This window comes from Flavonifractor sp. An92 (assembly GCF_002159175.1).
Classification (GTDB): Bacteria; Bacillota; Clostridia; order Oscillospirales; family Oscillospiraceae; genus Pseudoflavonifractor_A.
Genome location: NZ_NFGZ01000008.1, coordinates 40123 through 59636, shown reverse-complemented (window position 1 = coordinate 59636; position 19514 = coordinate 40123). Strand labels below are relative to the sequence as shown.

The window sequence follows — 19514 nt, the reverse complement described above, 5'->3', positions numbered from 1 at the left end:
CGGCAAATGTTCTTAACGCTGCGGTGGAGCAGATCGAGGTCTGATCCTCTAGCAATATCCCATTTCACACAACCAAAAAAGACCCGTTCCGTCCCCAATTCATTTGAGGAGGGGACGGGTCTTTGCTGCATGATAGGAGAACAAGTATGGCAAGTAATCGCATCGGACGCATCAACGAGGAGATCCAGCGGGAGCTGGCCACCCTCATCCGCACGGTGAAGGACCCCCGGGTCCACGGCCTGGTGTCCATCACGGCGGTGGAGACCACCCCCGACCTGCGCTATTCCAAGATCTACGTCAGCGTGCTGGATAAGAGCGACGTGAAGGAAGTGGTCAAGGGCCTCAAGTCCGCCGCCGGCTATCTGCGCCGGGAGCTGGGCTCCGCCCTGAAGCTGCGCTACACCCCGGAGCTCCTCTTTGTGGAGGACGACTCCATCGGCAAGGGCGCCCACATCCTCAGCATGCTCCGGGACCCCGAGGTGGTCAAGCCCGCCAACCCCGCCAACGCCCACATCAACCTGGACGCGGAGGACGAGGAATGAACAGCATCACCTACCAGGAGGCCGCCGCCTTCCTGAAGGCCCACGACCGCTATCTCATCCTGACCCACAAGCGGCCCGACGGCGACACCATCGGCTGCGCTGCCGCCCTGTGCGAGGGACTGCGGCATCTGGGCAAGACCGCCCACATCTGCCCCGGCACCGGGGAGACCCACCTCTTTACCCCCTATCTGGAGGGTTATCTGGCCCCCGAGGGCTATGAGCCCGAGACGGTGGTGTCCACCGACATCGCCGCCCGCAACCTCTTCACTCAGGAGGGACAGAAGTGGCTGGAACGGGGCATTGACCTGGCCATCGACCACCACCCCTCCCAGGAGTTCTTTGCCAAGGTGACCTGTGTGGACGCCGGGCGGGCGGCCTGCGGTGAGCTCATTTACGACATCCTCCACGAGCTGGGAGCGGTCACCTCCGATATGGCGGTGCCCCTCTATGTGGCGGTGTCCACCGACACCGGCTGCTTCCAGTACAGCAACACCACCGCCGGGACCCACCGCATCGTAGCGGCCCTGATGGAGACCGGCATCGACACCTTCGCCCTCAACAAGCGCCACTTCCGCACCAAGTCCTGGGCCCGGCTCCAGGTGGAGCGGCTCCTCACCGAGCGGATGCACCGCCACGACGGCGGCACCATCGCCATCGCCCCCGTGTCCCTCTCCCTCCTGGACGAGGCCGGGGCCACCGAGGAGGACCTGGAGGACATCGCCGCCTTCCTGGGCCAGATCGAGGGCGTGCTCACCTCGGTCACCATCCGGGAGAAGCCGGAGGGGGGCTGCAAGCTGTCGGTGCGCAGCGACACCGTGAACTGCACCCAGGTCTGCGCCCAGCTGGGGGGCGGCGGCCACGCCGCTGCCGCCGGGTGCAACACCAAGGGCTCCCTGGCCGAGGCTGAGGAGGCCATCGTGGCCGCCATCCGGCAGGTGCGGGACCATGGCTAACGGCATCGTCGTCATCGACAAGCCGGTGGACTGGACCAGCCACGACGTGGTGGCCCGGTGCCGCCGCCTCTTCCACGAGAAGCGGGTGGGCCACGCCGGCACCCTGGACCCCATGGCCACCGGAGTGCTGCCGGTCTTTGTGGGCCGGGCCACCCGGGCCGTGGAGTTCGCCGCCGAAGCCGGAAAGGAGTATATCACTGGGTTAAAACTCGGCGTTATCACCGACACCCAGGACACCACCGGAAATATCCTGGAACAGCGGCCCGTAAGCGTGGGCCGGGCCGAGCTGGAGGAGGCCCTGGCCCCCTTCCGGGGGGACATCCTCCAGGTGCCCCCCATGTACTCCGCCCTGAAGGTGAAGGGCCAGAAGCTCTACGAGCTGGCCCGGAAGGGGGTGGAGGTGGAGCGCAAGCCCCGGCCGGTGACTATCCACACCCTGGAGGTGCTGGAGCAGACCGGACCGGACGAGTACCGCCTGCGGGTGGCGTGCTCCAAGGGCACCTACGTGCGCACCCTCTGCCACGACATCGGCCAGGCCTTGGGCTGCGGCGGGTGCATGAGCGCCCTGCGGCGGACTAAGGCGGCGGGGTTCGATCTTTCCACCGCGGTGACCCTGGAGCAGGTGGCCGAGGCGGCGGAGCGGGGAGAGGAGCAGTCCCTCCTGCTGCCGGTAGACGCCTACTTTTCCACTTATCCGGCGCTGACGGTGGACGAGCGGCGGGAAAAATCCGCCCGCAACGGCGCCGCCTTCCCCCAGGAGGGGGAGGACGGCACCTATCGGGTCTACGGCCCCCAGGGCCAGTTCCTCCTGCTGGGGGAGCTGCGGAGCGGCCGGATGACCACAATCAAGAGCTTTTTTGAGGTGTAAACACAGTGAATCACGAACAGACGAAGCGCGTCATCGCGCTGGGCTTTTTTGACGGCGTACACCGGGGCCATGGGGCCCTCCTGAACCGGGTGACCGAGCGCGCCCGGGAGTTGGACGCCGTCCCGGCGGCGGTGACCTTCGACACCCATCCCGAAAAGTGCATCCTGGGCAGCCCCCTGCCCCTGCTCAGTTCCCCCACCGACCGGGCGGACCTGATGCGGCGGTACTACGGCGTCCGGGACGTCATCGTGGCCCATTTCGATGAGCGCATGATGCGCATGCCTTGGCGGGAGTTCATCATCGAGTACCTGGTGGCCGAGCACGGCGCGGTCCACCTGGTGGCGGGCCACGACTTCCACTTCGGCTACAAGGGGGAGGGAGACCCCCAGCGCCTGCAGGAGACCTGCCGGGAGCTGGGCATCGGGTGCGACATCATCCCCAAGGTGGAGGTGGACGGCCGCACCGTCTCCTCCACGTACATCCGCACCCTGGTGGCCCAGGGCGAGATGGAGCGGGCCCTGGAATTTCTGGGCCATCCCCACACCCTCACCAACACCGTGGCCCGGGGCAAGCACCTGGGCTCCACCCTGGGCTTCCCCACGGTGAACCTTCAGTTCCCCGCCGGGGTGCTGGTGCCCGCCTACGGCGTGTACGCCTGCAAGGTGTGCTTCGAGGGGGGCGAGACCCATATGGCGGTGACCAACGTGGGTACCCGGCCCACCGTGGACGACGGCAACCGGGTCAACGCCGAGGGCTTCATTCTGGATTTCCACGGGGATCTGTACGGGCAGAGCATCCGCATGGAGTTCTACAAGCGCCTGCGGGGGGAGCGGAAATTCCCCTCCCTGGAGGCCCTGCGGGACGAGGTCATGCGCAACGCCCAGCAGACCCGGGATTATTTTGAGGACCGCCCCCAGTAACGGGAGCGGCGCAAAGGAGAGGTCGACATGAAGAAAAGCTGGATCGTCCTCGCCCTGGCTCTGTGTGTGGCCCTGGGCGGGAGCATGCTCTTCTCCGCCAGCGCGGCGGAGGAGACCGTCACCGCGGACTCCAACGCCTCCCGCGTCCTGGTGGACGGGAAAGAGGTGCAGTTTGACGCCTATACCGTCTTTGAGGGCAGCGGCGGCACCAATTACTTCAAGCTTCGGGACATCGCCTACGTGCTCTCCGGCACCCAGGCCCAGTTCGACGTGACCTGGGACAGCGCCGCCGGGAGCATCCGCATCCTCACCGGCGAGCCCTACACTGTGGCGGGCGGGGAGTTCTCTGCCCCCTCCGGCGAGGCGCGGACGGCGTTCTACAACCGGTCCCCCATCTACCTGGACGACGCCCAGGTGCAGATCCAGGCCTATACCATCGCCCAGAACAACTACTTCAAGCTCCGCGACCTGGGCAACTGGATGGGCTTTGGGGTGGACTGGGATCAGGAGAGCCAGAGCATCCTCATCACCAGTGACCCGGCCTCCCAGCCCAGCCCCACGCCGACTCCCACGCCGACGCCGACTCCCACGCCGACCCCGACTCCTACCCCGGCGGCGGATGTGAAGGCCGAGGTGGTGCGCCTGGTGAATGAGGAGCGGGCCAAGGAGGGCCTTGCGCCTCTGTCCACCCTGCCGGAGCTGGACGCGGCGGCGGATGTCCGGGCCCCTGAGGTGGCGGAGTACTTCTCCCACGACCGACCGGACGGGACCAGCTGCTTCACGGTGCTGAGCCAGTGCGGCGTCAGCGGCTACCGGAGCGCCGGCGAGAACATCGCCAGAGGCTACCCCACCGCCGAAGCGGTGGTGGAGGGGTGGATGAACTCCGAGGGCCACCGGGCCAACATCCTGAACGGGAACTTCACCCACATCGGCGTCGGCTATCAGGACGGCGCCTGGGTCCAGCTCTTCATCGGAAAATAAGCGCAGCGAGCCCGCACCAAAAGGTGCGGGCTCGTTTGTTTATGCCTTTTGAAAAATGTGGGAGAATAGAATGTAATCCTGCTCCAGCTTGGAGAGAAGTGGATAGCTCCCCTGGTGGACGATCCAGTCAATGACCACGCCGCGGAAGTGGCGGAAGAGGAAGTCAGCCATCCACTCCGGGGAGTACCCGGCGGGGAGCCGCCCCTGGTCCTCACACTGGCGGAGGCACTCCACCATGGAGCGGTAGGTGAAGCGGTGGGGGTCGATGGAGTGGGAGGGGGGCGTGCCCAGCCGCTGCTGGTAGTAGCGGGTCACCAGCTCCCAGCCCAGGGACTCCATGAAGTTGGCATAAGTGGTCAGCAGGAGCCAGAGGCGCTCCAGCGGCGGGTCGCTCTCGTGGCCGGCCAGGGCCTCCTCCATGTACCGGTCCAGGGGGGCGAAGCCCCGCAGCAGCATCTCGTCCTTGGACTTGAAGTGATGGTAGAACGCGCCGGTGGTGATCCCGGCTTTCTGGCAGATGTCCCGTACCGAGACCTTGTCAAAGGCTTTCTGCCGGGAGAGGTCCATGGCCGCCTGTAAAATGGCCTGCTCGGTCTGGCGGGCCTGCTCCTTCCGGCGCTGCTGGTATTCCACGTGCGGCGCCTCCTTTCTCTTGACATGGGGGGCTCAGGATGAGTATAATAGTCACATAACGTTGTTATGCGAAGGTATGGCCAACGGCCAATCAAATGATAGAATGGGATGATGAACTTGTCAAGCCAGTGGAGCGCCAACGGGGGGAACCCGGAGAAGATCGCCCTTCTGACCGATTCCTGCGCAGACCTGAGCGGGGTGCTGCGGGCGGACAAGCCGATTTTCGTGCTGCCGCTGAAGATCCGCTGCAAGGACGGGGAGTACTCCGACGGAGTGGACCTGTTTGCCAGCGACGTGTACGCCCGGCTGGCGGCGGGAGAGCTGCCCAAGACCTCCCTCCCCGACGGCGGCACGGTGAAGGACACCCTGGAGCGCATCGCCGCGGCGGGCTATGAGAAGGTCATCGCCATCCACCTGTCCTCCGGCCTCTCGGGGACGTACAACATGGTGCGCCTCCAGGCCGAGACCCGGGAGGACCTGGAGATCGCCGCCTTTGACTCCCTCAGCGGGAGCCTGGGTATGGGCATGATGATCCTCCAGGTGTGGGAGGACATCCAGGCAGGCATGAGCTTTGCCGAGCTCCGGGACCGCCGGGTGCCCCAGCTCATTGAAAATACCTTCCCCTTCTTCTCGGTGGACACCCTGGAGTACCTCCAGAAGGGCGGGCGCATCGGCAAGATCACCGCTCTGGCGGGGACGGTGCTGAACATCAAGCCTCTGTGCGGCTTTGCTGCCGACGGCCAGCTCTCCAGCGTGGCCAAGGTGCGGGGCCGCAAGGCGGTGCAGGGCAAGCTCCTGGAGCTGCTGGAGAGCCATCTGGAGCCCGGAAAGCGGTACAATCTGGCGGTGGCCAACGGCGGCGCCCCCGTCGAGATGAACGAGCTGGCGGGCAAGCTGCGGGAGCGCTTCCCCCAGTACGAGCACCTTTGGCCCGGCGAGATGGACGCCACCCTCAGCGTCTACATCGGCTCGGGTGTGCTGGGAGCCGCCATTCAGATCCTGGATTGAACAAAAACGCGGGTGCGTCCCAAGGGCGCGCCCGCGTTTTTTGCTTGCTCAGTTGAACTTGTAGATCTTCCGGGCCAGCCGGTAGAGGCCCACCGACAGCTTCCGGCCCTGATAGCCGGGGATGTTGGAGACCGCCGACACGGCGCGGTACTTCATCTTGTGATAGATGTGCCGGTCCACCGTGCGCAGGTACTCCCACAGCTGGGTGCGCTTGCCCAGCGCCTCGGGGGAGCCGTCGATGATGAGGAAGATGGAGGAAATGGTCATCATCATGGCCAGATAGTTGAACATGTACCGGCTCAGCTTGGGCATGGCGGCGTGGACGCGGTTCAGGTCGTGGGCGTCGATCATCAGTCGGGTGACCCGCAGCTGCTGATCCACCCGGGTGACCATGACCTTCTCGTTGACGCTCTGGTCGGCGCGGCCGATGAAGTAGCGGTACAGGTCCACATCCATGTAGTACATGGTCTTGACGTAAGGCAGGGGCTGATAGACAAAGATGTTGTCCACATAGAAGGTGTGCTTGGGCAGCTCCAGATTGCACTTGCGCAGCAGCTCCGTGCGGTAGATCACCGAGTGCATCAGCAGGTACTGGGAGGGGCGGAAGCGGCCGATCTGGGACCAGTTGAAGATACGGTCCTGGGGGAACACGTTGGTGTAGCGCATGACCTTCTGGGTCTGGTCCTCCACGTGCTCGTAGACGTAGTTGGCGATCATCATGTCCACCGGGCGCTTCATCTTGGCAAACTGGCGCAGCTTGTCCAGCACCTTTTTCAGCGCGTCCGCGTCCAGCCAGTCGTCGGAGTCCACCACCTTGTAGTAGAGGCCCGAGGCGTTGCGGATGCCCTGGTTGACGCCCTCGCCGTGGCCGCCGTTGGGCTGGTGGATGGCCCGGACGATGCCGGGGTACTGCTCGGCATAGCGGTCGCAGATGGCGGGGGTGTCGTCCTTGGTGGAGCCGTCGTCCACCAGAATGATCTCGATGTCCTTTCCGCCGGTGAGAAGGGTCTCCACACAGTGGTCCATGTAGGCCGCGGAATTGTAGCAGGGGACGGCGAAGGTGATCAGCTTCTCCACAGGGGTCACTCCTTCCGTTGCAGGAGGTCATCGCACAGCGACAGGGCGCGGGCCACGATGGCGTCCATGTTGTAGTATTTGTACTCGGCCAGACGGCCCAGCAGGTAGAACTGCCCCAGGTTGGAGCACAGCGTGCGGTACTGGGCGTAGAGGGCGTTGTTGGCGGGGTTGATGATAGCGTAGTAGGGAGTCTCACCCTCGGCGCCGGTGTAGGCGTGGGAGATCTCCTTGGCGATGGTGGTGCGGTCGGGGAGCTCCTGGCCGGTGAGGTACTTGAACTCGGTGATGCGGGTCCAGGGCTCGCTCACCGTGTAGTTCACAGTGCCGTGGGACTGATACCACTCCACCGGATGGGTCTCAAAGCGGAACTCCAGGGTGCGGTAGGGCAGGCGGCCGTAGCGGCAGCCAAAGAGCTCGTCCACCGCGCCGGTGTAGATGACGATGCCGGGGAAGGGCACGCCGTCCAGCTCCACGCCGCCCTCGTGCAGGGTCAGGCGGGTGCGGGCGTCCACGCCCAGCTCCACGGTGATGTTGGGGTGGTCCAGGAGGTTGCGGAACAGGGCGGTGTACCCGTCCAGGGGCATGCCCTGCCAGGGGTCCTGGAAGTAGCGGTCATCCCGGGAGAGGAACACCGGCACCCGGGCGGTGGTGTTGGGGTCGATCTCCTCCGGGGACTGGTCCCACTGCTTCATGGTGTAGTGGAGGAACACGTTTTCGTACACATAGTCGGCCAGCGCGGAAATTTCCGGGTCCTCGTTCTTGCGCAGGTCCAGAATGGTGACCTTCTCCTCCGCGCCGTACTGGGCGATGAGCTTCTCCTCCAGACGCTGGGCCTTCTCCTTGCCGAAGGCCAGCTCCAGGCTGGTCAGGTTGAAGGGGACGGGCATCTCCACACCGTGGACGTTGGCCACCACCCGGTGCTGGTAGTCGCGCCAGCGGGTGAAGCGGGAGAGATAGTCGTACACCCGGCGGTCCCGGGTGTGGAAGATATGGGGCCCGTACTGGTGGATGACCACGCCGGCCTCGTCGGGCAGGTCGTAGGCGTTGCCGGCGATGTGGTTCCGGCGCTCCAGCACCAGGACACGCTTTCCACCGCGCTCCGCCAGTTCCCGGGCGGCCACCGCGCCGGCAAAGCCCGCGCCGATGACCAGACAATCATAGCTTTGAGTCATGTTTGACACCTCTGCATTGGTTCGTTCACACACGGTTAGTCTCATTTTATCACAGCATTGCCGTAAAAGGAACGGCAAAAAGCATTAAAATTTCTTTAACTAGTACCGGAGCTGCCGGTAGAAGCGGAGAAAAAAGACCCGCCGCGGCACAAAAACCGCGGCGGGCGTGGAGGCGGATCAGCGGCCGCCCCGCTGTTTGAGCAGGTCCTGTTTGATGTCCCACAGGGTCTGGCTCAGGTCCACATAGTAGGTGTGGGGGTTCTCGAAGCGCTTGACCTCGTCCCACAGCAGCTCCACCTGGGAGGCGCAGTAGGAGCGCATCTCGGTGATGGAGGGGGAGGTATACACCTGCTTGCCGTTCTGGAAGATGGGCACCAGCAGCTCCTTGGCGGTGAAGTCGGTGACGGTGCTGCGCTTCCAGGTGGCGTCGGGGTCGAAGAGCTCCAGCGGGGCGCTCTCGTCCACGCTCTCGTTCCAGAGGGTGATGAGGTCGGCAAAGGCCTTTCCGGACTCGTTGTCGAAGAGGCGGTAGACCTTCTTGAAGTGGGGGTTGGTGATCTTGTCGGGGTTGGCGCTGATCTTGATCTTGGGGATGATGTTGCCATCCTTGTCCTCGATGGCGGCCAGCTTGTACACGCCGCCGAACACCGGCTCGCTCTTGGAGGTGATGAGCCGCTCGCCCACGCCGAAGGAGTCGATGGCCGCTCCCTGGAGGAGGAGGTCCCGGATGATATACTCGTCCAGGGCGTTGGAGGCCACGATCTTGCACTGGGTGAGGCCCGCCGCGTCCAGCATGGCCCGGGCCTTTTTGGACAGGTAGGTGAGGTCGCCGGAGTCCAGGCGGATGGCGCAGTTGGTGATGCCCTGGGGCAGGAGGACTTCTTTAAAGGCCTTGATGGCGTTGGGCACGCCGGACTTCAGCACATTGTAGGTGTCCACCAGCAGGGTGGCCGAGTGGGGGTAGAGCTCACAGTAGGTCTTGAAGGCGGTGTACTCGTCGGGGAACATCTGCACCCAGGAGTGGGCCATGGTGCCGCCGGCGGGGGAGCCGTAGAGCTCATCGGCCAGGGTGCAGGCGGTGCCGGCGCACCCGGCGATATAGGACGCCCGGGCGCCCAGCAGGGCGCCGTCGGACCCCTGGGCCCGGCGGGAGCCGAACTCGCTGACCGGACGGCCGGAGGCAGCCCGGACGATGCGGTTGGACTTGGTGGCGATGAGGGACTGGTGATTCAGGCACAGCAGGAGATAGGTCTCGATGAACTGGGCCTGGATGGCGGGGGCCCGGACGGTGAGGATGGGCTCCCGGGGGAAGATGGGGGTGCCCTCCGGCACGGCCCAGATGTCCCCGGTGAAGCGGAAGGTGCGCAGATACTCCAGGAACGCCTCGGAGAAGCCGCCCTTCCCGCGCAGGTATTCAATGTCCTCCTCGTCAAAGCGCAGGTCGTTGATATAGTCGATGATCTGCTCCAGGCCCGCGGCGATGGCGAAGCCGCCTCCGTCGGGCACATTGCGGAAGAACACGTCAAAGTAGCAGATCTGATCGGCCATGCCGGTCTGGAAGTAGCCGTTGGCCATGGTCAGCTCATAGAAGTCGCAGAGCATGGTGTAGTTCATATGCTGTTTCATACGGAAAACCTCGATTTCCTTTCCGCCGCCTCAGCGGTGGAGCACGGTGATTTGAAGGCCCTCCAGCACGTCCAGGGCCTTTTCGTGGAGGACGGGGTCATAGCTGGCGGTGAGGGCGGCGTCCACCACGATCTCCGTCTCGGGGAGGGCGGCCTTCACCATCACGGCGTTGGACAGGACGCAGATGTGGGACACCAGGCCGCACAGCTCCACCTGCTGGTAGGCGCGGCCCTTCAGCCACTCGGCCAGCTCCAGGGAGGGGAAGGTGGGCTTGCGGAAGCGCAGGTCGTCGGGGGAGGCAACCTTGCCGGTCTCCCCGTAGAGCTCCCACCCGGCGCTGCCCGCGATGCAGTGGGCCACGGGGAGCTTGCGCCCCTCCTGGGTGGCGGCGTAGTTGGCGCCGTGGGTGTCGTAGGTGAACACCACGTCGTTCCCGGCGGCGCGGTACTCGGCGATCTTGGCCGCGATGGGCCCGTCCAGACGCTCCGCCCCGGCAAAGCCCAGGGCGCCGTCCACAAAGTCCACCTGATAATCCACAACGATCAGTAATTTTTTCATGAAAAAATCACTCCATGAGCAGCTTTTCAAAGCAGGGATAGCGGAGCGGACGGCCGTGGAGGGAGATGTCCCCCCGCTGGACGTAGCCCCGCTTGCGGAAGAGGGCCTGCATCCGGTCATTTTTGGCGTAGGTGTCCACATGGAGGGCCTTCACGCCCCGGCTGCGGGCCAGGCCCTCGGCGTGGGCGATGAGGGCGGTGGCCACGCCCTGCCGCTGGACGGCCGGGTCCACCGCCAGACGGTGGACCGACAGCACAGGCCCGGTGTAGGCCCAGGCCACCTCGGCGTACTCGGGGGACTCGTCCCCGTTGATGCAGGCGCAGCCCAGTACCCGGCCCTCTTCATTGACCGCCACATAGAACTCCCCGGCTTCCAGGTCCCGCTCATAGTGGGCCCGGGTGGGGTAGTCCGCCCCCCACTGGGGGTTGCCGATGGCGTTCATGTGGGACACCGCCCGCTCCACCAGGGCCCACAGGGGCTCCAGATCGGCGGGGACGGCGGCGCGGACCGTGGTCATGCCAACCCCTCCTTCTCAGTCCAGAGGCAGGGGGCCCATGGCCTGGCGCAGCTCGTCGGTGATGGCGGCCTGGAAGAGACCGTCGGCGTACTGGTGGAGCCGGTCCAGCTTGGCGGGGATCTGCTCGGCGGTGATCTTGCCGGAGGAGGACAGGTCCTGATCCAGGATGAACTTGGGCTCCGGGTCCTTCTTGCCGGCGGCGCTCAGCAGGCCGGGGCCGGCGTGGACCTTCAGGCGGCAGTCACCGGCCAGCTTGCTCTCGATATCGATGCTGCACTTGCCCACTTCGGTCTCGTCCACGTCGGGCTCACCCAGGATACCAAGGTAGGGGGTCTGGATGAGGTCGTCCCACAGCAGGTCGGTGAGACCCAGGCGCTGGCGGGAGACGGCGTTGATATACCGCAGGCCGATGCGGTCGAAGAAGTCGGGCTTATAGAGGTCGATGAAGGAGGCCAGAGGCTTGTCCAGCCGGCGGGCGAACTCCTCCCACTGGGGATAGGCCACGGTGGACAGGGAGATGAAGTTCTGGGTCAGGTTCAGCTTCCAGCGCCCGTCCTCCGAGATGAAGTGGTAGTTGGTGATGGGGGGCTGGGGCTGCACGGTGGGCTTGGGGCCGGGCACCACCTTGGGAGGCAGCTGCTCCTGCTTGGCGGCGTAGCGGGGGAAGTCGTGGCGGATCAGCTCCTGGAACTGGGCCGGCTCCTGGGTCCCGATGGACAGGATGGTGGGGAAACGAAGCTGGCAGATGACCTCCACCAGAGGAGCGCGGGCATAGCGACAGCGGTCGAATTGTGCAAAGAGCATTGGTTTTACCTTCCTTCTGCAATAAAGTGCATATATTCTTACCTATTATAATGCCCCGCGCCCAAACTCACAAGAGGAAAGGGGCAGAAATCAGGTAAACGGTCCGGTTTTGGGACCCATTGTCACCCCCGTGCCCCGGCGGAATAGGATGGTACAGCCGGCGAGAACGGAGGAGTGCGCCATGAGACATGAGCTGGATTTTTGGGTCGTGGGGGGCGATCAGCGGCAGGCCTGCCTGGCCGGGCTGCTGGCCGCCGACGGCCACACGGTACATACCTATGCCCTGGAGGGGGCGGGGGACCTGACAGGGGAGGCCCTGGCGGCAGAGGGTCTGAGCGGCCTGGATCTGGCCGACTGCATCGTGCTGCCCCTCCCCATGCAGGGCGAGGGGGGGACGGTGAACGCCCCCATGGCTAAGCGCCCGGTGGCGCTGGAGGAGGTGCTGGCCGCCGCCCGGCCGGGCCAGATCCTGTGCGCCGGGCGGGTGGAGGAGGCGGCCCGGGCGGCCATCCAGCGCCGGGAGCTGGTGCTGCGGGACTACTTCGCCCGGGAGGAGCTGGCGGTGGCCAACGCGGTGCCCACCGCTGAGGGGGCCATCCAGATCGCGCTGGAGGAGCTGCCCATCACCCTTCACGGCTGCCGCGCCCTGGTCCTGGGCTACGGACGGCTGGGGCGGGCGCTGGCGCCCCGCCTTTCCGCCCTGGGGGCCCGGGTCAGCGTGGCCGCCCGGAAGTGGTCGGACCTGGCCTGGATCGAGGAGCGGGGCTTTCACGCCGAGCACAGCGGCGAGCTGCGGGGCTGGCTGTGTGCCTTTGACCTCATCGTCAACACGGTCCCCAGCCGCCTGCTGGGGGCGGAGGCCCTCGCCGAGCTCAAACCCGGGTGTCTGGTCATCGACCTGGCCTCCAAGCCCGGCGGGGTGGACCTGGCGGCGGCCCGCCGTCTGGGCGTGCAGGCGGTGTGGGCCCTGTCCCTGCCCGGCAAGGTGGCCCCGGTGACCGCCGGAAAGAGCATCCGGAGCACCATCTACAATATCCTCAATGAATTGGGAGTGTGAGCATGGAACAACAGCGCGTTGGATTTGCATTCTGCGGGTCCTTCTGCACCCACGCCAGAGCCGTGGAGGCCCTGGAGCAGGTGAAGGCCCGGTATGAGACGGTGGTGCCCATCGTCTCCGAGCGGTGCGCGGCCACCGACACCCGCTTCGGCACCGCCCACGACCTGATGCGGGAGGTGGAGCGTATCTGTGACCGCCGGGTCATCGACACGGTGGAGAAGGCGGAGCCCATCGGCCCCAAGAAGCTGCTGGATGTGCTGGTCATCTGCCCCTGTACGGGCAACACCCTGGCCAAACTGGCGGCGGGGGCCACCGACTCCTCGGTGACCATGGCCGCCAAGGCCCACCTGCGCAACGGCCGCCCGGTGGTCATCGCTCTAGCCACCAACGACGGCCTCTCCGCCTCGGCCAAGAACATCGGGGCCCTGCTGGATAAGCGCAACATCTATTTTGTCCCCTTCGGCCAGGACGACCCGGTGGGGAAGCCCACCTCCCTGGTGGCCGACTTCTCCAAAGTTCCCGAGGCCGTGGCGGCCGCCCTGGCCGGGCAGCAGCTCCAGCCGGTGCTGGTGGGCCGTTAGGGCGAATTTCTTGCCAATCCGGAGGGAACATGGTAGGATAGGGGCGACTACATACACCGCCCCTGGGCGGAGGGGGAGGGGAATGCCATGGTCCGATACATCGCCCAGCGCCTGGGGACGGCGGTCCTCGCCCTGCTGGCGGTGGCCTGTCTGGCCGTGGTCCTCACCCGCTCCGCGCCGGGGGACCCCTGGCTGGATGTGAAGCACAACTCCGGGCAGCGGGAGGCGGTGCTGGACGCCCGCTACGGGCTGGACCGGCCCCTCCCGGCCCAGGTGGGGAGCTATCTGTGGGACCTTCTGCACCTGGACCTGGGGGTGTCCCTCAAGCTGCGGCAGGGTACGGCGGTGAATACCCTCATCGCCGAGTCCTTCCCCGTCTCCGCCCGGCTGGGGCTTTTCGCCCTGGGCTGGGCGGTGCTGGCGGGGGTGCCCCTGGGGTGCCTGGCCGCCTGCCGCCGGGGGCGGGCCTTCGATAAAGGGTTCCGGGCGGTGTGCGCCCTGGGCGGGTGCCTGCCCAGCTTCGCCGTGGCTGCCCTGCTGCTGTGCGCCCTGTGCGGGGGCATACTGAAGGTGTTCCCCGCCGCCTTCGACGGCAGCGCCAAAAGCTATGTGCTGCCCTGCTTTGCCCTGGGGCTCTACCCCATGTGTACCCTGGCCCGGCAGACCCGGGCCGCAGTGCTGGAGAACCTCCAGACCGATTTTCTCCGCTCGGCCCGGGCCCGGGGGCTCTCCCGCCGCCGTCTGGTGTTCGGACATGCCCTGCGCTGCGCCCTGCCGCCGCTGCTGGCGCTGCTGGCACCCATGCTGGCCTTCGCCCTGTGCGGGAGCTTTGTGGTGGAGCAGGTCTTTTCCATCCCCGGGCTGGGCTCAGTGCTGGTGCGGGCGGTGGAGAGCCGGGACTACCCGGTCATCACCGGCGTCACCGTCTTTCTGGCGGCGCTGGTCATCGGGTGCAACCTGGCGGGGGACCTGCTCAGCCGCGCTGCCGACCCACGGGTCCGGCTGGGAGAGGAGGGACAGGCCCATGGCGGAGCCCTTTGATTTCACCCCCGTGCCGCCGGAGGGGCGGGGCGCGGCCCAGACCCTTCGGACCGCCCCGGACGGGCCCTGGCGGCGGCTGCGGCGGGACAAGTCCGCCCGGTTGGCCCTGGGGCTGCTGGCGGCCCTCTTCCTCTTTGCCTTTCTGGGGCCCCTGGTGGTGCCCTACGGATATGATGCGTTCCTCCGGGGGGCGGAAAACCTGCCGCCCCTGGGCTTTGGGGCGGAGGAGGAGGCCCTCCGGGCGGCGGGGGAGTTCGTCTTTCCCCACCTGCTGGGCACCGACCGCTTCGGCCGGGACGCCCTGGCCCGGCTGATGGCGGGCACCCGGGTGTCCCTGTGCGTGGCTCTGGCCGCGGGGGCGCTGGTGCTGACGGTGGGCACAACCTACGGCGCGGTGTCGGGCTGGCGGGGCGGCAAGACCGACCTGGTATTGCAGCGCGTGGCCGAGGTGGTGGCCTCGGTGCCGGAGGTGCTGGTCATCCTGCTGGCCTCCACCGCCCTGGGGGACCTCTTTCAGAGCTTCGCCCAGGCACATCCGGAGTCGGAGCTGGCCCGGGCCCTCCTGCGGGTGGGGCCCAACCTGTGCGCCATGCTCCTCACCTTTGCCGGGCTCTACTGGGTGAGTTTGAGCCGGGTGGTGCGGGGCGAAGTGCTGCGGCTCAAGGAGACGGAGTACGTCACCGCCGCCCGGGCCCTGGGCGCCTCGGGGCGGCGCATCGTGCTGCGCCATCTGCTGCCCAACTGCGCCGGACAGATCGCCGTCACGGTCTGCCTTCAGATCCCCACGGCCATCTTCCTGGAGTCCTTCCTGTCTTTTCTGGGGGTGGGCGTCACTGCCCCCATGACCAGCCTGGGCGCCCTCATCCAGGAGGCGCTGGGCGCACTTTATACCTACCCCTACCGCCTGATCTTTCCCACGGCGGTGCTGGGGCTTCTGATTTTGTCTTTCCAGGTGCTGGGGGACCGGCTGCGGGATGCGCTGGACCCCAGGACCGCTATTTGAGAGGAGGCCGCTATGGCGGAACATCAACGAGCACTGCTGGAGGTGCGGGACCTCCGGGTGTCCTTCTTCACCCCCGTCGGACAGGTCCGGGCGGTAAACGGCATCTCCTACACCGTGGAGCGGGGCGGGGTCATGGGTATCGTGGGCGAGTCCGGCTCCGGCAAGAGCGTGGAGGCCTACTCCGTGCTGGGCTTGCTGCCCCCCACCGGGCGGGTGGTGGGCGGATCCATCTCCTTCGAGGGGCGGGACGTGCTCTCCCTCAGCGAGGGGGAGCTGACCCGCTTCCGGGGCAATGAGGTGGCCATGATCTTCCAGAACCCCATGACCTGCCTCAATCCGGTGTACACCGTGGGCTTCCAGCTCACCGAGGCCCTGCGGGCCCACGACCGGACCGTGAAGCGGGATGAGGCCAACGCCCGGGCGGTGGAGATGCTGGAGCTGGTGGGCATCAACAACCCCCAGAAGCGCATGAAGCAGTACCCCCACCAGCTCTCCGGCGGCCAGCGCCAGCGGGTGATGATCGCCATGGCCCTCATCTGCAAGCCCAAGCTCCTCATCGCGGACGAGCCCACCACCGCCCTGGACGTGACCATCCAGGCCCAGATCCTGGACCTGATGAAGGAGATCCAGCAAAAGACCGGCATGGGCATCCTCTTCATCACCCACAATTTGGGAGTGGTGGCCGAGATCTGCGACAATGTGTCAGTGATGTACGCCGGGCGCATTGTGGAGCAGGGGGGCGTGGAGGACATTTTCTATCGCCCCGGCCACCCCTATACCCTGGGGCTGCTGCGGTCCATGCCCCGGGTGGATGTAGGGAGCCGGGAGCGGCTCATCCCCATCCCGGGAACGCCGGTGGACATGCTGGACCCGCCGCCGGGGTGCCCCTTCGCCCCCCGGTGTGAGAGCTGCATGCAGGTGTGTCTGGAGAAGGCGCCCCCCGACGTGACGCTGGGGGAGGGCCACCGGGCGGCCTGCTGGCTGCGGGTACGGGAACAGCTGCAAGCGCGGCGGGAAGGAGCCTACCATGAGTGAAGCCAATGTACTGCTGGAGGTGCAGAACCTGCGGAAATACTTCCCCGTCAAGGGAGTGAAGGGCCCCGGCGTCCAGGCGGTGCAGGATGTGTCCTTCTCCATCCGCCGGGGGGAGACCCTGGGTCTGGTGGGGGAGAGCGGCTGTGGCAAGACCACCCTGGGCCGGACGGTGCTGCAGCTCTATGAGCCCACCGGCGGGCGTATCATTTATAATGGGACCACCCTCTTCGCCCGGGACCTGGGGGAGGACGGAAAGCCCCTGGGAAAGACCACCGCGGTGGACATGCTCCCCTACCGGCGGAAGATGCAGATCATCTTCCAGGACCCCGCCGCCTCCCTGGACCCCCGGATGACGGTGGGGGAGATCATCGGCGAGGCCATCGACATCCACCATCTGGCCCGCACCCGGGCCCAGCGGACCGAGCGCATCGAGGCCCTCCTGGAGCAGGTGGGCCTGCGGCCGGAACACGCGGGTCGCTACCCCCACGAGTTCTCCGGCGGCCAGCAGCAGCGGGTGGTCATCGCCCGGGCTCTGGCGGTGGACCCGGAGTTCATCGTCTGCGACGAGCCCATCTCCGCCCTGGACGTGTCCATCCAGTCCCAGGTGGTGAATATGCTGGAGGATATGCAGAAGGAGCTGGGGCTCACCTACCTCTTTATCGCCCACGATCTGAGCGTGGTGCGGCACATCTCCAACCGCATCGGAGTCATGTACCTGGGCTCCCTGGTGGAGCTGGCGGGGAGCGACGAGCTGAGCGTCCACCCCCTTCACCCCTACACCCAGACCTTGCTCTCCGCCGTGCCGGTGCCCGATCCCCGGGCCAGCCGCAGCCGGAAGCGCATCCTCCTCCAGGGGGAGATCCCGTCCCCCATGCGCCCGCCCACGGGCTGCCCCTTCCACCCCCGGTGCCCCTACGCCACCGAGGAATGCGCCCGCAAGCGCCCTCCGCTGCGGGAGGTGTCCCCCGGACACTGGACGGCCTGCCATCAGGTGTGTGGCGCGGACCAGAACTGAATCGACGGAAAGCGGATAAAGGCGATCTTTATCCGCTTTTTTCATAAATATACGAAAATCTTAATTTTTATGTTGTGCTCGGGAAAACATGTGATATAATGAGAATTACATTTTGAGGAGAAATCATTTCGGGCACAAAAAATTTGTAACAGAGATGGGAAAAGTTACAGTGGAGGGATTGCGATGAAGAAGATCCGAGCGGCCGCCGGGCTGCTTGCGGCGGCACTCCTGGCCGGACTGCTGGGGGGCTGCGGCGGCCCTGAGGCGGAAGAGAGCGCCCAACCCGGCGGGACGGAGGCCTTTGACCTGGCGGTGAGCTTTACCTCGGAGCCCCAGACCATCGACCCCACCCTCAACTCCGCCCTGGACGGCGGTATCCTGCTCCATCACCTCTTTGAGGGGCTGATGAAGTGGGAGGACAGCGGCGAGGTCCAGGAGGAGGGCGCGCCCATCACCGGTGCCCGCCTCACCACCGGCCAGGCCGCGGACTATGAAAAGACGGTCAACGCCGACGGCACGGTGCGCTATACCTTCACCCTGCGGGAGGACGCCCGCTGGTGGGATGGCCAGGCCGTGACGGCGGAGGACTTCGCCTATTCCTGGAAGCGGCTGTGCGACCCGGAGACGGCGGCGGGGTACATCGGCCTTCTGGCCATGGTGACCAATTACGACGCCGTGGTCTACGGGCGGGACCCGGAGAGCGGCGCCGTTCTCACCGCCGCCCAGGCCGAGGACTACGCCGCCCAAGGGGTGGAGGTCCCCCGGGACAGCCTGGACACCCTTGGTATCACCGCGGCGGATGCGGATACCTTCGTGGTGGACCTGAGCTACGACTGCCCCTACTTCCTGGAGCTGTGCGCCTTCCCCAACCTAATGCCCCTGCGCGCCGATGTGGTGGAGGGGAACGACCAGTGGACCCAGAGCCCCGAGACCTATCTGTGCAACGGGCCCTACAAGCTCCAGAGCTGGACCCACTCCTCCTCCATTGTCCTGGAGCAGAACCCGGAGTACTATGACCGGGACGCCCTGGGTCCCGACACCATTACCTTCCGGCTCATGGGCGACGTGAACGCCCGGTATACCGCCTATCAGGCCGGGGACCTGGACTTCATCAATCAAGTCCCCACTGACCGGGTCTCCACCCTGCTGGAGAGTGGGGAGCTCCACCTGCTGGACTACCTGGGCACCTCCTATGTAACCTATCAGAACACCCGCGCCCCCTTTGACGACTGGCGGGTGCGCAAGGCCTTCACCCTGGCCATCGACTCGGCCTACCTCACCGAGCAGGTGGTCCAGGGCGGACAGGTCCCCGCCGACGGCTTCGTGCCCAACGGGGTCTCCGACGCCGGGGAGGGCTCCGACTTCCGCACCGAAGGCGGCTCCTACTGGACCGCCCCCACCACCGAGGCCCTCTATCAGGAGAACCTGGCCGAGGCCAACCGCCTGCTGGATGAGGCGGGCTACACCGACCGGAGCACCTTCCCGGCGGTGGAATACCTCTACAACAGCGACGAGAGCAACGAGAATGTGGCGGTGGCCCTCCAGTCCATGTGGCAGGAGGGGCTGGGCGTCCAGGTCACCCTGAAGAGCCAGGAGTGGGGCGCCTTCCTCCAGAGCTACCTCCAGGGGGACTACCAGCTCTCCCGCATGGGCTGGACCTCCGACTACACCGACCCCATGTCCTTCCTGGGCATGTGGGTCACCGGAAGCGGCACCAACACCGCCTTCTACTCCAGCGCCGACTACGACGACGCCATCCTCCGGGCCAGCCAGACCAGCGATCCTGAGGCACGGATGGAGGCCCTCCACGAGGCCGAGGACCTCCTCATCGGCCGGGACTGGGCGGTGGGACCCATCTACTTCTACACCGAACAGTACCTGCTCTCCGACGACATCCAGGGGGTGTATTACTCCCCGCTGGGCTATTACTTCTTCCAGTACGCGCAGCGCAAGTAAACACATATTCATACGCCGGGGGAACAGCCCATTTTGGGGTTGTCCCCCGGTTCCTTTTCGGAATGCGTGGCAGTTTAGCGGAATCATGGGAAAAATAGAGGGAAGTTTGTGCAGTTTGACGGATGGATATGGATTGCATAGGAACGGGAACGGGTGTATAATCATAC

At 65.9% G+C, this 19514-nt stretch carries 20 protein-coding genes; 13 read left to right on the top strand and 7 right to left on the bottom strand.

Annotation, left to right across the window (positions count from 1 at the left end; genetic code table 11):
• The first annotated feature begins 146 nt into the window (after positions 1–146).
• Genes rbfA through B5G43_RS18105 form a run of 5 tightly spaced genes read left to right on the top strand, consistent with a single transcriptional unit; the run spans position 147 to position 4264 of the window.
• The gene (rbfA, locus tag B5G43_RS07525) at positions 147–542 is read left to right on the top strand and encodes a 30S ribosome-binding factor RbfA (protein WP_087259879.1); all 396 of its coding nucleotides are present in this window, start codon (positions 147–149) and stop codon (positions 540–542) included.
• On the top strand, positions 539–1495 hold the full coding sequence (locus B5G43_RS07520; RefSeq protein WP_242960496.1) for a DHH family phosphoesterase: 957 nt from the start codon (positions 539–541) through the stop codon (positions 1493–1495). The genes rbfA and B5G43_RS07520 overlap by 4 nt, the downstream gene beginning before the upstream one ends.
• Positions 1488–2363, top strand: coding sequence for a tRNA pseudouridine(55) synthase TruB (gene truB / locus B5G43_RS07515; protein WP_087259877.1), 876 nt, complete (start codon positions 1488–1490; stop codon positions 2361–2363). The genes B5G43_RS07520 and truB overlap by 8 nt, the downstream gene beginning before the upstream one ends.
• Positions 2364–2368: 5 nt before the next feature.
• Positions 2369–3283, top strand: a complete 915-nt coding sequence (ribF, locus tag B5G43_RS07510) for a riboflavin biosynthesis protein RibF (protein WP_087259875.1) — start codon at positions 2369–2371, stop codon at positions 3281–3283.
• 27 nt (positions 3284–3310) lie between these two features.
• Entirely contained in the window at positions 3311–4264 is a 954-nt protein-coding gene (locus B5G43_RS18105) for a CAP domain-containing protein (protein ID WP_343214404.1), read from the top strand.
• Positions 4265–4303: 39 nt separating this feature from the next.
• On the opposite strand, the gene B5G43_RS07500 is transcribed toward B5G43_RS18105, so the two are convergent.
• Positions 4304–4897, bottom strand: a complete 594-nt coding sequence (locus B5G43_RS07500; protein WP_087259873.1) for a TetR/AcrR family transcriptional regulator — start codon at positions 4895–4897, stop codon at positions 4304–4306.
• A 108-nt stretch (positions 4898–5005) separates the two neighbouring features.
• On the opposite strand from B5G43_RS07500, the gene B5G43_RS07495 reads away from it, so the two are divergent.
• The gene (locus tag B5G43_RS07495; RefSeq protein ID WP_242960495.1) at positions 5006–5905 is read left to right on the top strand and encodes a DegV family protein; all 900 of its coding nucleotides are present in this window, start codon (positions 5006–5008) and stop codon (positions 5903–5905) included.
• Between the two features lie 48 nt (positions 5906–5953).
• Here B5G43_RS07495 and B5G43_RS07490 read toward each other — a convergent pair whose 3' ends face one another.
• The 6 genes from B5G43_RS07490 to B5G43_RS07465 form a co-directional block, all read right to left on the bottom strand.
• Positions 5954–6982, bottom strand: a complete 1029-nt coding sequence (locus B5G43_RS07490; RefSeq protein ID WP_087259872.1) for a glycosyltransferase family 2 protein — start codon at positions 6980–6982, stop codon at positions 5954–5956.
• Positions 6983–6987: 5 nt separating this feature from the next.
• The gene (gene glf / locus B5G43_RS07485) at positions 6988–8154 is read right to left on the bottom strand and encodes a UDP-galactopyranose mutase (protein WP_087259870.1); all 1167 of its coding nucleotides are present in this window, start codon (positions 8152–8154) and stop codon (positions 6988–6990) included.
• Positions 8155–8331: 177 nt separating this feature from the next.
• A complete protein-coding gene (locus B5G43_RS07480; protein WP_206405010.1) occupies positions 8332–9780 on the bottom strand; it encodes a nicotinate phosphoribosyltransferase in 1449 nt (482 codons plus the stop codon).
• 30 nt (positions 9781–9810) lie between these two features.
• A complete protein-coding gene (locus B5G43_RS07475) occupies positions 9811–10338 on the bottom strand; it encodes an isochorismatase family cysteine hydrolase (protein ID WP_087259868.1) in 528 nt (175 codons plus the stop codon).
• Positions 10339–10345: 7 nt separating this feature from the next.
• Positions 10346–10855 (bottom strand): GNAT family N-acetyltransferase, encoded by a 510-nt coding sequence (locus B5G43_RS07470; RefSeq protein WP_087259866.1) that lies wholly within the window; start codon positions 10853–10855, stop codon positions 10346–10348.
• Between the two features lie 15 nt (positions 10856–10870).
• Positions 10871–11659: a TIGR04255 family protein gene (locus tag B5G43_RS07465; RefSeq protein WP_087259864.1), complete on the bottom strand. Its 789-nt coding sequence runs from the start codon at positions 11657–11659 to the stop codon at positions 10871–10873.
• Positions 11660–11840: 181 nt separating this feature from the next.
• Here B5G43_RS07465 and dpsA point away from each other — a divergent pair, with 181 nt between their 5' ends.
• From dpsA to B5G43_RS07430, 7 genes are all read left to right on the top strand, one after another.
• Positions 11841–12716 carry a dipicolinate synthase subunit DpsA gene (gene dpsA, locus B5G43_RS07460; RefSeq protein ID WP_087259862.1) on the top strand — a complete coding sequence of 292 codons (876 nt, stop codon included), beginning with the start codon at positions 11841–11843 and terminating at the stop codon, positions 12714–12716.
• A gap of 2 nt (positions 12717–12718) precedes the next feature.
• Positions 12719–13297, top strand: a complete 579-nt coding sequence (locus B5G43_RS07455) for a dipicolinate synthase subunit B (RefSeq protein WP_087259860.1) — start codon at positions 12719–12721, stop codon at positions 13295–13297.
• A gap of 87 nt (positions 13298–13384) precedes the next feature.
• Positions 13385–14338, top strand: coding sequence for an ABC transporter permease (locus B5G43_RS07450; RefSeq protein WP_087259858.1), 954 nt, complete (start codon positions 13385–13387; stop codon positions 14336–14338).
• A complete protein-coding gene (locus B5G43_RS07445) occupies positions 14322–15341 on the top strand; it encodes an ABC transporter permease (protein ID WP_087259856.1) in 1020 nt (339 codons plus the stop codon). Before B5G43_RS07450 ends, B5G43_RS07445 begins: the two co-directional genes overlap by 17 nt.
• 12 nt (positions 15342–15353) lie before the next feature.
• Positions 15354–16376, top strand: coding sequence for an ABC transporter ATP-binding protein (locus tag B5G43_RS07440; RefSeq protein WP_087259854.1), 1023 nt, complete (start codon positions 15354–15356; stop codon positions 16374–16376).
• Positions 16369–17391 (top strand): oligopeptide/dipeptide ABC transporter ATP-binding protein, encoded by a 1023-nt coding sequence (locus tag B5G43_RS07435; protein WP_087259852.1) that lies wholly within the window; start codon positions 16369–16371, stop codon positions 17389–17391. Before B5G43_RS07440 ends, B5G43_RS07435 begins: the two co-directional genes overlap by 8 nt.
• 183 nt (positions 17392–17574) lie before the next feature.
• Positions 17575–19347, top strand: a complete 1773-nt coding sequence (locus B5G43_RS07430; RefSeq protein ID WP_087259850.1) for a peptide ABC transporter substrate-binding protein — start codon at positions 17575–17577, stop codon at positions 19345–19347.
• Positions 19348–19514 lie beyond the last annotated feature (167 nt).

Coding starts and splice junctions, on each gene's coding strand:
- glf (WP_087259870.1), bottom strand. CDS start 8,154: ATGACTCAAAGCTATGATTGTCTGGTCATCGGCGCGGGCTTTGCCGGC.
- B5G43_RS07470 (WP_087259866.1), bottom strand. CDS start 10,855: ATGACCACGGTCCGCGCCGCCGTCCCCGCCGATCTGGAGCCCCTGTGG.
- B5G43_RS07465 (WP_087259864.1), bottom strand. CDS start 11,659: ATGCTCTTTGCACAATTCGACCGCTGTCGCTATGCCCGCGCTCCTCTG.
- B5G43_RS07435 (WP_087259852.1), top strand. CDS start 16,369: ATGAGTGAAGCCAATGTACTGCTGGAGGTGCAGAACCTGCGGAAATAC.
- dpsA (WP_087259862.1), top strand. CDS start 11,841: ATGAGACATGAGCTGGATTTTTGGGTCGTGGGGGGCGATCAGCGGCAG.
- B5G43_RS07440 (WP_087259854.1), top strand. CDS start 15,354: ATGGCGGAACATCAACGAGCACTGCTGGAGGTGCGGGACCTCCGGGTG.
- B5G43_RS07455 (WP_087259860.1), top strand. CDS start 12,719: ATGGAACAACAGCGCGTTGGATTTGCATTCTGCGGGTCCTTCTGCACC.
- B5G43_RS07495 (WP_242960495.1), top strand. CDS start 5,006: ATGATGAACTTGTCAAGCCAGTGGAGCGCCAACGGGGGGAACCCGGAG.
- B5G43_RS18105 (WP_343214404.1), top strand. CDS start 3,311: ATGAAGAAAAGCTGGATCGTCCTCGCCCTGGCTCTGTGTGTGGCCCTG.
- truB (WP_087259877.1), top strand. CDS start 1,488: ATGGCTAACGGCATCGTCGTCATCGACAAGCCGGTGGACTGGACCAGC.
- B5G43_RS07475 (WP_087259868.1), bottom strand. CDS start 10,338: ATGAAAAAATTACTGATCGTTGTGGATTATCAGGTGGACTTTGTGGAC.
- B5G43_RS07520 (WP_242960496.1), top strand. CDS start 539: ATGAACAGCATCACCTACCAGGAGGCCGCCGCCTTCCTGAAGGCCCAC.
- B5G43_RS07430 (WP_087259850.1), top strand. CDS start 17,575: ATGAAGAAGATCCGAGCGGCCGCCGGGCTGCTTGCGGCGGCACTCCTG.
- B5G43_RS07480 (WP_206405010.1), bottom strand. CDS start 9,780: ATGAAACAGCATATGAACTACACCATGCTCTGCGACTTCTATGAGCTG.
- B5G43_RS07445 (WP_087259856.1), top strand. CDS start 14,322: ATGGCGGAGCCCTTTGATTTCACCCCCGTGCCGCCGGAGGGGCGGGGC.
- rbfA (WP_087259879.1), top strand. CDS start 147: ATGGCAAGTAATCGCATCGGACGCATCAACGAGGAGATCCAGCGGGAG.
- B5G43_RS07450 (WP_087259858.1), top strand. CDS start 13,385: ATGGTCCGATACATCGCCCAGCGCCTGGGGACGGCGGTCCTCGCCCTG.